This window comes from Ralstonia sp. RL, from assembly GCF_001683835.1.
Classification (GTDB): Bacteria; Pseudomonadota; Gammaproteobacteria; order Burkholderiales; family Burkholderiaceae; genus Ralstonia; species Ralstonia mannitolilytica.
Map to the genome: position 1 here is coordinate 1 of NZ_LWRX01000225.1, position 13,656 is coordinate 13,656.

Consider the following 13,656-nt stretch of genomic DNA (forward strand, 5'->3'; position numbering starts at 1 on the left):
CCCGACGGCGGCCGCGTGACGGTGCGCGTCACCACCGCGCCGTTCGAGCCGTTCGTCTTCATCGACGTGGACGACACGGGCCCGGGCATCCCGGTGGCCGAGCGCGAACGCGTGATGCAGCGCTTCTATCGCATCCTGGGCACGCAGGCCGAAGGCAGCGGCCTGGGTCTGGCCATCGTGCGCGAGATCGTCCAGCAGCACGGCGGCGACATCGAGGTGCTGGACAACGTCTATCAGAGCGCGCCACGGCTGGCGGGCGCGCGCTTTCGCATCACGCTGCATCGCTGCGCGCCGGGCGAGGAGCCCGCCGCATGAGCATCACGCCCGGAACCCCCGCGCGCCGACGCTGGATGGCGAACATGCGCTGGGTTGCCGCGCTGCTGGCGATCTGGTTTGTGGTGACTTACGTCGTGGCGTTCTTCGCGCGCGACCTCACCATGCGCTTCTTCGATTGGCCCTTCGCCTACTGGGTCGCGGGCCAGGGGGCGCCCGTCGTCTATGTGCTGATCACAGTGCTGTACGCGTGGCGCACCAACCGCGCCGCCGATGCTGCAGCGCAAGATACCGAGGCGCCGCAGCACGACGCCTATGCGCCGCCTCCCCCACCTTCCATTTGACGCGCTGAAGCAGCCCTGGCTGGTTGCACTGGCTGGCGCACGCAAGCGCCGCAGCCTCGCGTATACCCCGATGAAATTGCTGCGTTCGCTGGGGGTGCATGTCAGAACGCAGTAAGTTTCGCTTCCCACAATCGTTCACAATTCCGCGGGCGACTGTGTTGCGTTGTCATGTCCATGCCCAGCGGGACGACCTATGAAAACAGGAGACAACATGGCAACCGTGCAGAGTGCACCGAACGCGCCCGTCGGGCGTGTGCAGCCCGCACCCATGACGAAGGAGGAGAAGAAGGTCATCTTCGCCTCGTCGCTGGGGACGGTGTTCGAGTGGTACGACTTCTATCTCTATGGGTCGCTTGCGGCCATCATCGCCAAGCAGTTCTTCTCGGGACTGGATCCGACGGCGGGTTTCATCTTTGCACTGCTCGCCTTTGCCGCGGGCTTCCTGGTGCGCCCGTTCGGCGCGCTGGTGTTCGGCCGCCTGGGCGACATGATCGGGCGCAAGTACACGTTCCTGGTCACCATCGTCATCATGGGCACGTCGACGTTCATCGTCGGCCTGCTGCCGTCCTACGGCACGATCGGCGTATCCGCGCCGATCATTCTGATCGCGCTGCGTCTGCTGCAGGGCCTTGCGCTCGGCGGGGAGTACGGCGGTGCCGCCACGTATGTCGCCGAACACGCCCCGCACGGCCGCCGCGGCGCCTACACGTCGTGGATCCAGACGACCGCCACGCTGGGCCTGTTCCTCTCGCTAATCGTCATCCTGGTGGTGCGCGAACTGACCGGCAAGGCCTTCGACGACTGGGGCTGGCGTATCCCGTTCCTGGTGTCGATCCTGCTGCTCGCCACCTCGGTGTACATCCGCCTGTCGATGAGCGAGTCGCCGGCATTCCAGAAGATGAAGGCGGAGGGCAAGACCTCCAAGGCCCCGCTGACGGAAGCCTTCGGCCAATGGCGCAACCTGAAGATCGTGATCCTGGCGCTCGTCGGCCTGACCGCCGGCCAGGCCGTGGTGTGGTACACGGGCCAGTTCTACGCGCTGTTCTTCCTCACGCAGGTGCTGAAGGTCGACGCGTTCACGGCCAATGTGCTGATTGCCGTGGCGCTGGCCATCGGCACGCCGTTCTTCGTGTTCTTCGGCGCGCTGTCCGACCGCATCGGCCGCAAGTGGATCATCATGGCCGGCTGCCTGCTGGCGGTGCTGACGTACTTCCCGCTGTTCAAGGCGCTCACGCACTACGCCAACCCAGCGCTGGAGCGTGCCCAGCAAACGGCGCAGATCGTCGTGAAGGCTGATCCGAAGGAGTGCTCGTTCCAGGGCAGCCCAATCGCGCGGGAAGTCGATTTCCGCTCGTCGTGCGACATCGCCAAGCGCACGCTGGCGCAGTCTTCGGCCAGCTATGAGACGGAAGAAGCCCCGGCCGGTACGGTCGCCACGGTGACGATCGCCGGTAAGGAGATCGCCTCGCTCAACGCCGGCCGCACGGCTGACGGCCAGAGCTTCGACGCCGAAAGCAAGGCCAAGATCGCCGACTTCAAGAAGCAGGTGGCGGAATCGCTCAAGGCCGCGAACTATCCGAGCAAGGCCGATCCGGCGCAGATGAACACGGTCATGGTGCTGGTGATCCTGGTGATCCTGGTGATCTATGTGACCATGGTCTACGGCCCGATCGCGGCGATGCTGGTGGAGATGTTCCCGACGCGCATCCGGTACTCGTCGATGTCGCTGCCGTATCACATCGGCAACGGCTGGTTCGGGGGCCTGCTGCCGACCATCTCGTTCGCCCTCGTGGCCCAGAACGGCAACATCTACCACGGGCTGTGGTACCCGATCTGGATTGCGGCCATCACGTTCGTGATCGGTGCGCTGTTCGTGCGGGAAACCAAGGACGTGGATATCTATCGCAACGACTGAGCGCAATCAGGGGCTTGACAACCTCGCCGAAGACGGTACAATCCCGCTTCTTCGGCGAATTAGCTCAGTCGGTTAGAGCGACGGAATCATAATCCGCAGGTCCGGGGTTCGAGTCCCTGATTCGCCACCAAATACCAGAAGGGTTTGCAGGTTAGCGCTTGCAAACCCTTTTGCTTTTCTGCGAGCCGTGTAACCGCCCTGTAAGCGGATTGCGTCAATAAATGCCGGCCCGCTGTAGCTCAGTGAACCGGTTCATTGAACGTCTCGATTCACGCTACGTCCCTGAGCCTGTTCCTGTGGTAATGGAACTCCGCAGCGTCTGCTGTAGCTCGTCCACCGCCTGCTGAGTGTATTCATAGGGACGCACCTGAAGACTCACGATGCGCCAGAACCGGTTGCCCTGTTGAATCACTTCCACGCGCACACGGCTGGCGGCGCTCTCGGACATGTGCCCCGTTAGGACCCAGGCCGGCAGCCCCCCATATGCGGAAGATATGCCACCGTCGTCAAACGCCATTCGCCCCACATTGCCCTGCTGGAACGCCTTCACGTAAGAATGGATGTCTGCGCCCGGAACAACCTCATCAGCCATCACTACTACAGCCTTATCGGATAGCTCGTTGAAGGTCATCAGAGGCCGGCCTTGCTCGTTCTGCTGCGCCTTGTATGTCCAGCGACTGCTGAGGTTGACGGTCGTATGGGTAATCGGGTTTTGCCACGTGAACCACGGGGCCGCCTGGGCCGCCACCTGTTGACTATCTCTCTCCCGCTCGACAGTCTTGAGATAGCTCATCACCAGAAGCAGGCCGAAGAACAGGACCGCAAACGCGATATATGAAGCTGCGCCAATCGGCCTAGAGCAAACCCGATAGTCGGTTCCCTCGTCATAGGACGTTGGCTCGTGGCGCTTAATCCGGCTATGTTGCGCAGCCATGGTGAACAGGTTCACCAACGGTATTCCGAGCGCCAAGCCCTTCACCCAAAGCCCAAAATTTCTCCGTACATAAGCGCCAAAGGCGAGCGTCTCGCCCCTTATGGTCCTAACCTTCACTTTGAGTAACGCCTTGCCAGGCGTATTACCGAACGCGCGATAGACCAGAGCATCCAGCAGCATCGCAACGGGCAAACATGCGATGGTGAATAACTGGCTACTGACGGGGTCCTGGGACCATGCCACGAAGGCGCTTGAAGTCGTACTTAGTACCCAGGAGATAACGAAAGACACGGTGAGAAGTTCCCACCAGACGTCAAATATGCGGGCGAAGAATCGGCGCCATGGACTAGCTAGCGTGTCCGACAAAACCGCTGAAACCTCAGGCGTGGGCAGCGGCGGAGGAACGGCATGACAAACATCTTGCAGCGCATCTACTTCGCCAAGCGGAGTCCATTTAGCCATGCCCTCCGTCCACACTAAGGTGGTAGGGGCGATGGCGCCGCTTATCAGAGACTCCCTCAGTTGGTCCTTGTTGAGCGGCCCGACTCTAGCGCCTCCCTTCTGGTGCCACCATTCGGCCATCGCGCTCTCCCCTGGCAGGTATTGTTTAGCCAGAGGTTATACCGTGCAGAAGGCCACTGCCAATCGGCATTGTAGATGCCATTGGCGGCCGAATTCCCCAGGGCTGCGAGAAGTCGGACAGCCCCATAGGGCTACATGACTCTTCTCTAACGTAGGAGAGGTCAGCAGGGCTAGTCACTAATCGCGGCTAATCTGCATGTCATACACGACGCCAGCATCCGTCAGGCACGCGCCCGTACCCTGCTGTGTCCACCCGCTGAAGGTGAAAACGCAACGCAGATTGTGGCCGGAGGCTGACTGCGCTAACACGTTGCCATTTCCGACGGCGCTCACACCCACGGCGTTTCCTGTCGCAACTTGCCCCCCGCCGAAAGCGGTACCAAGGCTGAACGAGCCGCCTTGTACGTACACATAGTGCCCACTATATGTTTCTTCACCCAGTGTGATGGCGACAGACTTGTCGACCTGCTTGGCTGTACCGCGAGCTAGTGGCCCTGGACCGCGAGGCATCAAATCGATGTTGTACGTTGCACAGCCCTGCAGCACCAGCGCAACGGCTCCGCTCAGGAATAACGTTTTCATGCCCCTCTCCCCAGATAGCCTCAGTGAAAATATCACGAGGCGATGGCGTTGCAACGCGGCAAGCCCTCCTCGATTTCCTTTGATTGTTTTCAAAGCTAGGCGGCCCCGCTTGACTATTCTTCACTACTTTGGCGGCTAAGCTCTTTCATGGACCGCAATGTTTCCGCCCTCGCGCGCAGGCGCGTAGTCGTCGCGAATTCCGACCTGCTAGCAACTTACTTCGACATATTTTCTGTTTGCCCCTGATTCGCCACCAAATACCAGAAAGCCCTGCTTCAGCAGGGCTTTTTGCTTTTCTGCTGCCGTATCGGCAATGTCTCTCCCCTCCGTGTCCTGGCCTCCGATGTGCTCTGGCAGGCCCACGCGCAGTCTGGCGGGCGGGCATGGCCGCGCCGATACTTCAGCGTGCGAGGAACACTACCGAATGGAGGTCGCATGATGCGGTTCGCAACGCTGGTCACCACCCTTGCCGCCGCCGGCATCACGGCCTGCACGACGGCAGCCTCGGGCCCCGCGCAGAACGCAAAGGACGCCCCCACGGCCAGCCAGGCCCAACCGGGCAGCAGCTGCCGCGCCCCGTTCTCGGACGATGCACTGATCGGCAAATCGGAACAGGCGGCGACCGCGCTGCTGGCCGGCTGCCTGTGGCGCGTGAGCGAGCGCGACGGCGAGGCGCTGCCCGGCACGATGGACTACCGCGAGGAGCGCCGCAACCTGGGCATCCAGGGCGGCAAGGTGATCTGGGTGCGGCGCGGCTAGGCTGACGCGGCGGCCTCGGCTTGTATGGGCACCGCGGCGGCCACACCGAGTATCCAGTCCGTCGTCAGCGCGGGCTGCGTCACGGGCAGCATGTGCCCGCCGTCCACCACCCGCAGGTTCACGCGCTCGAGCTTCTGCTTGAGCGCTTCGCCCTGGCGCTTGACGTTCAGGATGCGGTCGCCCCGGCCGTACAGCACGTCGACGGGCACCGTCATCGAGGCATAGCGGCGTTCCATGTCGGGCAGGTCTTCCGGCGCGGCCACGAGATCCGACGATGCCGCATAGAACACGTGCGGACGCAGCCCCAGCAGGCCGCCGCCCTTGAACGGGAAATCCTCCGGCATGGCCTCGGGCGCAAACACGGCTGCAATCGCCTTGCGCGAGTTGAGGATCGACAGCGGAACGGCCAGCGTCCACGACACCAGCCTGCGCGCCAGCGGCGACGTCAACGCCAAGCCCTTGAACGCACCGGGCGGCGCGTGCTCGTTGTGCGTGAGCGGCGCAATAAGCGCAAGCCGACGAACCGACTGCGGATGATTCAGCCCCACCGCCAGCGCGATCGCACCGCCCAGCGAGTGCCCGACCAGCACCGGTTGGTCGAGGCCCAGTTTTTGGATGCACTGAGCGACTGTGCGTGCCTGCGCGTATATGTTCGCCGTCGACGCCGCCCCGCGCAGCGAGCGTCCGGAGCCGGGCCGGTCGATCACGATCACGCGGTGCGATTGCGCCAGCCGCTCCAGATCGAGGTAGGCGAAGTTGCGCAGGTTTCCGCATAGGCCATGCACGAACACGATGGCAGGACCCTGGCCGCGGTCGGTGTAGTGTACGCGGTCGGCCCCGATATCGATGAACTTGCCTTCGGGCGGAAACGCCTTGGTTACGCGACGTGCGATGACAAAGGTGAACGCCACCGGCGCTGCGATCACGAGCGCGACGGCAATCAGGACGGTCTGGATCACGATGCCCCCGTGACGTTAAGCGGCTTGTGCCGCGCCCATCGGTTGCGCGCGGCGCTCGAACTGCATGGCGCTGTCGGCCAGCGAGCCGAACTTCAGCATCATCAGGTCACGCGCGTAATTCTGATACGACTTCCACGGCTGCTTCGTGCCCTGCTTTGGCAGGATGCTGGCAGCACGCTGGATATAGCCCGACGTCAGATCGACGGCCGGTTCGCGGCCCATGGCCTCATCGTCCAGCCGCGGCATGCAGGTGTCGAAGCCGCCCGAGCGCATGTGGTTCAGCAGCCGGCACACGTACTGCGCGATCAGCTCGGCCTTGAGCGTCCACGACGCGTTGGTGTAGCCGAACGACGACGCCAGGTTCGGCACGCCGCTGTACATCATGCCCTTGTACGACACCGTGTCAGCCAGGTTCACCGCACGTCCGTCGACGCTGATGGACGCCCCGCCCAGCACCTTCAGCTTGAGCCCCGTGGCCGTGACGACCACGTCTGCATCGAGATGCTCGCCGCTCTTGAGCTGCAGGCCGGCGGGAGTGAAGCGGGCGATTTCATCAGTGGCGATCGACGCCTTGCCGGCGCGGATCGTCTTGAACAGATCGCCGTCCGGGACGAGGCACAGGCGCTGGTCCCACGGGTTGTAGCGCGGCGTGAGGTGCTTGCGTACGTCGAATTCCGGGCCGAGCTGCTTGCCGGCCATGCGGATGATGAAGTGCTTGAATGCCTGGGGCTTGCGGCGCGCGAGGCTGTAGAAGTACATCGTGAGCAGCACGTTCTTCGCGCGCACGAGCCGATGTGCGAGGCGCGCAGGCAGCCACCTGCGCAGCCGATTCGCGACGGCATCCTGCTCGGGCCGCGACACGATGTACGTGGGCGAGCGCTGCAGCATCGTCACGTGCCCGGCGGTCTGGGCCATCGCGGGCACAAGCGTGACGGCTGTGGCGCCGCTGCCGATCACCACCACGCGCTTGCCTGCGTAATCGAGGCCCTGCGGCCAGTGCTGCGGATGCACGATGCGGCCGCGGAATGCGCCCATGTCGGGCCACGTGGGCGCATGGCCTTCCTCGTAGTCGTAATAACCGCTGCACATGTACAGGAACTTGCACGTGAACTGCACCGGCTCCTCACGCGTGCCATCGCTGCGCAGCGTCTGCACGGTCCAGCGCGCGGCGGTGGAATCCCAGCTCGCACCCGTCACCTTGTGACGGAAGCGGATCGACTTGTCGATACCGAACACACGCGCGGTGTCGCGGATGTAATCGAGAATCGTCTGGCCGTCGGAGATAGCCTTGTTGCTGTGCCACGGCCGGAAGCTGTAGCCCAGCGTGAACATGTCGGAGTCAGACCGGATGCCGGGATAGCGGAACAAGTCCCACGTGCCGCCGATCGTCTCGCGCGCTTCCAGGATGGCAAACCGCGCCCATGGGCAACGCTCACGCAGGTGGTACGCGGCGCCCACGCCTGACAGGCCCGCCCCGACGATGAGCACGTCGAGGTCGGTGTCCGAATCAGATGGGTGGCGGGTGCGCTGTTCAATGGGCTCCATGCGGTCTCCTGTTGGCGGCACGGCGGCTTCCGCCTTAATCTGGTGTGCATTGTCACCACTTTAATTTTCGCGCGCGATATTGTCAAATAGCGGAATGGAGAAAACACTTGAAACGCCCAGGAAAGGTCGCCCATACGCGGGTGTGGCGCCCGAGGCACGTGCAGCGGAGCGCCGCGACGCGCTGATGCGTGCCGCCACACGGGTGTTCGGAACGGTCGGCTTCCGCAAGGCCACCGTGCGGGCCATCTGCCAGGAAGCCAAGCTCAACGACCGCTATTTCTATGCCGCCTTCGACAGTACCGAGGACCTGCTGCGCGCGACATACCAGCAGCACGCCGACGACCTGCGCGCCCGAGTGGCGCAAGCCACTGCCGCCGTGGACGGCACCCTCGAAGCGCGCATCGATGCCGGCCTGCATGCATTCTTCGCGTTCCTGAGGGACCCCTGCGCGGCGCGCGTGCTGCTGCTCGAAGTGATGGGCGTGAGCCCCGAAACGGATGCGACGTATCAGCGCAACCTGCTCGAATTCGGCAGGCAGATCATGGAGAACGTTCCAGCCGCCGCCCCTGACGATGCCGACCGGCGTGCCGACCAGCGCATCATCGGGCTGGCCCTGGTGGGCGCCATGACCAACGTCGGGGCAGCGTGGCTGCTGACCGGCTATCGCGATCCCGAAGAGAAGATGGTGCGCAACTGTCGGCAAGTCCTGCTCGGCACGTTGCGCGCAATGACGGGCGCATAGCACACGCCGCGCGATCTTTCTTAACGTGCGTGCCGTATCGTTATCATCTCGAGCAAACGATCCGCCACGCCTTCATGACCGCACCCCGCTCGCTGTCCATCGGCATCGCCGGCGCCGGTAACGCCGGCCTGGCCGCCGCCATTGCGTTTGCCCGCCACGGACACGACGTGCACGTCTTCGAAAAACACCCGCAATTGACAGCGATGGGTGCGGGCCTGCTCATCCAGCCCCAGGGCATCCGCGCGCTCGAGGCACTCGGCGTGGGCTGCGCGCTCGAGGGCATCGGGGCGCCGATCGACCGGCTGATCGGCCTGAGCCATCGCGGCTGGCGCCTGCTCGACATCGACTATGCCGAGACGCCGGGCCGAGCCGTCACGCGACACGCCCTCTCGTCGATGCTGTACGACGCCGCGCTGCATGCCGGCGCCACGTTCCACTTCGGTTGCGCGATCGCACAATTGCAAGCAGACGGCCCGCGCGCACGCGTGGCGCACACGCACGGCGAATCGGCGTTCGACCTGTTCGTGATTGCGGATGGCGCCGCTTCGGCATTGCGCGAGCCGGCAGGCCTGGCCGGCCCGTCAAGCACCTATCGATGGGGCACGCTATGGTTCCAGGGCTGGGTCGACGGCTGGAACCCGCGCGTGCTCCAGCAGCGCTTTCGCGGCACGCGCGAGATGATGGGGCTGCTGCCTACGGACGTCGACGGCAACCGCACGCGCCTGTCGATGTTCTGGAGCCTGCCCGGCGATGCCGTGCACACCTGGCGCCAGACCGACATCGCGCACTGGAAGGCCCATGTGCTGAGCCTGTGGCCGCAAGCCGCGCCGATGGTCGAGCAGATCGGTTCGCATGACGACCTGCCGTTTGCCGTCTATCGCCACACGTGGCCGCGCGCGCTCGCCAAACCGCCCTATTGCGTGATCGGCGACGCCGCGCACGCCATGAGCCCGCAGCTCGGCCTCGGTACGACGCTGGCCGTGCAGGACGCACTGGCATTGGCATCGTGCGTGCAAGCCCATGGTCCGACCGACGGAGCCCTCGCCTACCACGCGCGCCGCCTGCGCACCGTGCAGGCGTACCAGACGCTCAGCCGCGCGCTTACACCGTGCTTCCAGGCGCAATACGGCGGCTGGTTGCGCGACGTGGTGTTCACCACCGGGCTGCGCATCCCCGGCGTCAGATGGTTGATGAAGCGCAGCCTTGCGGAACCGCCCGCGCGCGACGCGGCCTTCGCGCCAGCGCCGGTCACCTCACCAGCCAGCGGAGAGCCGCAGGCCTGAACAGCTTTTGCCCTGTCACCATGGGCCTGCTGCCCACGTTCCTCCCCGAGCACCAGTTCAGCGAACAGCATCGCATCGGCATCGATGCGGCGCCCGGCTGCGTGCTCGATGCCGAACGGATCGCCGAGGCGCCCGACGTACGGCCTACACGTCCAGAATGACCAGCGTGCCTGCGCTGCCGGCATCGACGCTGTGCGGCACACCGGCGGGCACCACGTACAGTTCTCCAGGGGAAACCATCACTGCCTCGCCGCCAATGCGCAGCCGCAGTTCGCCGTCGAGCACGAGCAGGCCTTCGGCGTAGTCATGCGCTTCGTCGGGGTATGGCGTACCGTCCATGCGCAGGACCTTGAAGTTGCCGCCGCCAAACCGCTCCACCACGTGGGAAGACCATGCATGGGGCAACGCGTCGGCAACGGCATTGAGATTGATGAGCGGCACGTCGACCTCGGCACGGAAGAAGAAGCGCCGAGCATAGCAGCCACCGCAGAAACAGCAAGGGCGGCGCCGCACGTCTTGCGGCACCGCCCTGGCGCGACAGCCAGACCGGCCGGCGCCTACGCGTCGTATGCCTCGACGCCGATATCGGCCATGGTGCCGAAGCCCTCCGCGGCCTTGAGGTGATCCACACGATAGCCGTGCTTGTACACCGCCACCAGGCGCACTTCGTTGGTCGGCTCGATGTTCAGCTTCATGCGGATGCGCGAGACGTGGCTGTCGATCGTGCGCGTGTATTCCGATGAGTTGCGGCCCCACACCTGGCCAAAGATGTGGTCTCGCGACAGTGTGCGGCCCACGTTCGAGAACAGCAGCAGCGCAAGCTGGAACTCGATGGCCGTCAGCGCGACGGGCTGACCGTGCAGCGTGACCTGCTGGCGCTGGGGGTTGAAGTGATACGGCCCCAACTCGAACGGCAGGCGGCCATACGGAATCGGATACGCGCGACGCAGCAGCGCATCGACGCGCGCACGCAGCTCAGAAATGCGGAACGGCTTGGCGATGTAATCGTCAGCGCCCTGCGTGAGCGCGCGCACCAGGCTCTTTTCGTCTTCCTCGGCCGTCACGAACAGAATGGGGAGCACCTCCTTGTGACGGCCCCGTACGACGCTCAGCACATCGATGCCGAGCATGCCCGGCGTATGCCAGTCGAGGATCAGCATGTCGTACGAGCAGCGCCCGAGCATGCGCAGCAGCGTGGTGCCATCGGTATACGTGACGACTTCGTGGTCGGATTGGGACAGGATCTGGACGATGACTTCGCTTTGGAAGGGGTCGTCTTCGAGCAAGGCGATTCGCATGTTCGGTTCCATGAAAGTTTGCCCACATGCGCGCCAGAATGGCGGCGCCCCTGGCCGGCGCCCGGTCCGCCGTGCTTTCACGCGATCCGTTGCATGTGTTACGTGTTTTCGATTTTCATGGCGAGGTCTGCCACGGACCATGAGAAAAGTCCCAATTTGTGAACATGCTTGCAGACCATTTTCGAGCGTGTCTTGCGCGGGAGATGCGAAAAAAAAAGCCCGGACAACGGGGTCCGGGCGGCGGTGTTTCTCACATGTGACGGGATCAGAAACACCCAAGGGTCTCGTATGCCAGACACGTGCAGCACACCGGGGGACGCGCTGCAACGTCACGGGGTAACGTCAAGGAGGGGATTCCGACGTATTTGTCCGGCAAACGGGAGTGACATGATGCCTCGCGCAGCCCGCAAGCGCGTCGCCCGTGACAATATTTGACATGTCCTTCCCCCGGGCGGCGAACCGGGCATCACGTCGGATCTGCGTTCTCGAGCTCCTGGCGGATCGATTCGGTCAACATGTCGATCAGCAGGCGAACGCGCTTGGGCACGAAGCGAGCAGACGGCGTAACGAGGTGGATCGGCTCCCCGCTCGTGGCGTAATCGGGCAGCACGCGCACGAGGCGCGGCAGCGGCGCATTGGCTCGGGCCACGGCGCTTGCATACAACGGCAGCGGGCCGATGCCGGTGCCGGCCGCGATCAAGGTCTCGAGGTACGAGAGGCTGTCGGCGTTCAGGCGGGCGCGCACGGCAACCGTCTTCAGCCCATCGGGGCCGACGAGGCGCCATTGCGTTTCGCCGCGCCCGCTGCCGCGAAAGTCGAGGCAGCAGTGATCGGCCAGGCCTTGCACGGTCTGCGGTGCGCCGCGGCGCTGCAGGTAATCCGGCGAGGCGAACAAGCCGATACGCAGCACGCCGAGCGGGCGGGCCACCAGCGAGCTGTCTGCCAGGCGCCCGACACGCACCGCCAGGTCGAAGCCCTCCTGCACCAGGTCGACATTGCGCGGGGTGAGCACGACGTCGAGGTCGATGTCCGGATACTGCTGCATGAAGCGTGCGGCCACAGGCGCCACCAGCAACCGCCCGACGTCTTCCGACGACGTGAGACGCACTTTGCCGCGCGGCACATCCTGGAGCTCACCGGCGCAGGTGGTGGCGCGTTCGATCTCTTCCAGTGCGTGCGACGCCACCTGATACAGGCTCTGGCCCGCATCCGTCAGATGCAGCGTGCGTGTGGTGCGCTGTAACAGTCGAACGTTCAAATCCTGCTCGAGGGCCGCAATGCCACGGCTGACCGACGACTTCGGCAAATCGAGCCGCGCCGCCGCCGCGGTGAAGCTCCCCGCCTCCACGACGCGCACGAACAGCGCCAGCTGATTCAGATCCATGGGTTTCCTCCTGATTGGGGCGCCCGCCGGCTTGTGGTTTTCATTGTCTCGCCGTGAGCAACATTTTTTCCCACAATAACCGACTAGTGCAAACAGGGCAACTACCCTACATTCGGGATATGACAAATCCCCAGACCCAGGAGAACGACATGGAAACCCTCGTGCAAGCCCAAGTGCAGCGCGGCCGTCGGGTGGAGCGCATCATCACGGGCCGGCCGACCTCGGATGGCGCCGGCGTGAAGCTCACCCGCGTGCTGACGAACAACCTGCAACGGCGGCTTGACCCGTTCCTGATGCTCGATGCATTCCGCAGCGATGACCCGAACGACTACCTGGCCGGCTTTCCCGACCATCCGCACCGCGGCTTCGAAACGGTGACGTACATGATCGCGGGCCGCATGCGCCACCGCGACAGCGCCGGGCACGAAGGCCTGCTGCAGCATGGCGGCGTGCAGTGGATGACGGCAGGCAGCGGTGTCGTGCACTCCGAAATGCCCGAGCAGGAAGACGGCGTGATGGAAGGCTTCCAGCTATGGCTGAACCTGCCCGCACGCGACAAGATGACGACGCCGTGGTACCGCGACATCCCGTCCGAAGAGATTCCGGAGTTCACGACGCAGGACGGCGTGGCCGTGCGCGTGATCGCCGGGGAGTCGCAAGGCGTACAAGGCGCGATGACGCGCGAAGCGACGCAGCCGCTGTATCTGGACATCACGCTGCCGGCCGGGGCGTCGTTCGCGCAGCCGCTGCCGGAAAAGCACAACGCGTTCGTCTACGTGTTCCGCGGCAGCGCGATGGTGGGCGATGCGCAAGCGCCGGGCAACGCCGGCCTGCAGCGTGTGGACGACAAGCAGATGGCCATCCTGGCCAACACGGAAGGCAGCGACGGCGTGGACATCCGCGCGGACGATGCGCCGGCGCGCGTGCTGCTGATCGCGGGCAAGCCGCTGAACGAGTCGATTGTGCAGTACGGCCCGTTCGTGATGAACACGCAGGAAGAAATCTTCCAGGCCGTGCGTGACTTCCAGGCCGGCAAGTTCGCCTGAGCCTCAAAGA

15 protein-coding genes and 1 tRNA gene are annotated in these 13,656 nt (G+C 64.4%); 9 read left to right on the top strand and 7 right to left on the bottom strand.

Features of this window, described 5'->3' with window-relative positions; genetic code table 11:
• The 4 genes from A6M56_RS20350 to A6M56_RS20365 all read left to right on the top strand — a co-directional run.
• The coding region (locus A6M56_RS20350; protein WP_286758371.1) for a sensor histidine kinase at nt 1-315 on the top strand (315 nt) is incomplete at its 5' end.
• Nucleotides 312-617, top strand: a complete 306-nt coding sequence (locus A6M56_RS20355) for a DUF4212 domain-containing protein (protein WP_102080754.1) — start codon at nt 312-314, stop codon at nt 615-617. The genes A6M56_RS20350 and A6M56_RS20355, both read left to right, overlap by 4 nt.
• Nucleotides 618-828: 211 nt before the next feature.
• Entirely contained in the window at nt 829-2,532 is a 1,704-nt protein-coding gene (locus A6M56_RS20360; protein WP_045786038.1) for an MFS transporter, read from the top strand.
• A 53-nt stretch (nt 2,533-2,585) separates the two neighbouring features.
• Nucleotides 2,586-2,662 (top strand) — tRNA-Met (locus tag A6M56_RS20365).
• Between the two features lie 144 nt (nt 2,663-2,806).
• On the opposite strand, the gene A6M56_RS20370 is transcribed toward A6M56_RS20365, so the two are convergent.
• Both A6M56_RS20370 and A6M56_RS20375 read right to left on the bottom strand, forming a co-directional pair.
• A complete protein-coding gene (locus A6M56_RS20370; RefSeq protein ID WP_102080753.1) occupies nt 2,807-4,048 on the bottom strand; it encodes an RDD family protein in 1,242 nt (413 codons plus the stop codon).
• Between the two features lie 177 nt (nt 4,049-4,225).
• Nucleotides 4,226-4,630: a hypothetical protein gene (locus A6M56_RS20375; protein WP_257984089.1), complete on the bottom strand. Its 405-nt coding sequence runs from the start codon at nt 4,628-4,630 to the stop codon at nt 4,226-4,228.
• A 435-nt stretch (nt 4,631-5,065) separates the two neighbouring features.
• Between A6M56_RS20375 and A6M56_RS20380 the strand changes: the two genes are divergently transcribed.
• Nucleotides 5,066-5,389: a hypothetical protein gene (locus A6M56_RS20380; RefSeq protein WP_045785872.1), complete on the top strand. Its 324-nt coding sequence runs from the start codon at nt 5,066-5,068 to the stop codon at nt 5,387-5,389.
• Here A6M56_RS20380 and A6M56_RS20385 read toward each other — a convergent pair.
• Nucleotides 5,386-6,348, bottom strand: coding sequence for an alpha/beta fold hydrolase (locus A6M56_RS20385; RefSeq protein WP_102080752.1), 963 nt, complete (start codon nt 6,346-6,348; stop codon nt 5,386-5,388). The genes A6M56_RS20380 and A6M56_RS20385 overlap by 4 nt on opposite strands.
• Nucleotides 6,349-6,363: 15 nt before the next feature.
• Entirely contained in the window at nt 6,364-7,893 is a 1,530-nt protein-coding gene (locus A6M56_RS20390) for a flavin-containing monooxygenase (RefSeq protein ID WP_102080751.1), read from the bottom strand.
• Nucleotides 7,894-7,987: 94 nt separating this feature from the next.
• On the opposite strand from A6M56_RS20390, the gene A6M56_RS20395 reads away from it, so the two are divergent.
• The 3 genes from A6M56_RS20395 (at nt 7,988) to A6M56_RS20405 (ending at nt 10,079) form a co-directional block, all read left to right on the top strand.
• A complete protein-coding gene (locus A6M56_RS20395) occupies nt 7,988-8,635 on the top strand; it encodes a TetR/AcrR family transcriptional regulator (protein WP_045785869.1) in 648 nt (215 codons plus the stop codon).
• Between the two features lie 74 nt (nt 8,636-8,709).
• Nucleotides 8,710-9,918 carry an FAD-dependent oxidoreductase gene (locus A6M56_RS20400; protein ID WP_062739032.1) on the top strand — a complete coding sequence of 403 codons (1,209 nt, stop codon included), beginning with the start codon at nt 8,710-8,712 and terminating at the stop codon, nt 9,916-9,918.
• Between the two features lie 20 nt (nt 9,919-9,938).
• On the top strand, nt 9,939-10,079 hold the full coding sequence (locus tag A6M56_RS20405; protein WP_180964297.1) for a hypothetical protein: 141 nt from the start codon (nt 9,939-9,941) through the stop codon (nt 10,077-10,079).
• On the opposite strand, the gene A6M56_RS20410 is transcribed toward A6M56_RS20405, so the two are convergent.
• From A6M56_RS20410 to A6M56_RS20420, 3 genes are all read right to left on the bottom strand, one after another.
• Nucleotides 10,063-10,359 (bottom strand): cupin domain-containing protein, encoded by a 297-nt coding sequence (locus A6M56_RS20410; RefSeq protein ID WP_045787766.1) that lies wholly within the window; start codon nt 10,357-10,359, stop codon nt 10,063-10,065. The two genes, A6M56_RS20405 and A6M56_RS20410, sit on opposite strands and share 17 nt — an antisense overlap.
• Nucleotides 10,360-10,475: 116 nt before the next feature.
• Nucleotides 10,476-11,216: a response regulator transcription factor gene (locus A6M56_RS20415; protein WP_045787765.1), complete on the bottom strand. Its 741-nt coding sequence runs from the start codon at nt 11,214-11,216 to the stop codon at nt 10,476-10,478.
• A 466-nt stretch (nt 11,217-11,682) separates the two neighbouring features.
• The gene (locus A6M56_RS20420; protein ID WP_062739033.1) at nt 11,683-12,600 is read right to left on the bottom strand and encodes a LysR family transcriptional regulator; all 918 of its coding nucleotides are present in this window, start codon (nt 12,598-12,600) and stop codon (nt 11,683-11,685) included.
• Nucleotides 12,601-12,749: 149 nt separating this feature from the next.
• Between A6M56_RS20420 and A6M56_RS20425 the strand changes: the two genes are divergently transcribed.
• The gene (locus tag A6M56_RS20425; protein ID WP_045785866.1) at nt 12,750-13,646 is read left to right on the top strand and encodes a pirin family protein; all 897 of its coding nucleotides are present in this window, start codon (nt 12,750-12,752) and stop codon (nt 13,644-13,646) included.
• The last annotated feature ends 10 nt before the right edge of the window (nt 13,647-13,656 follow it).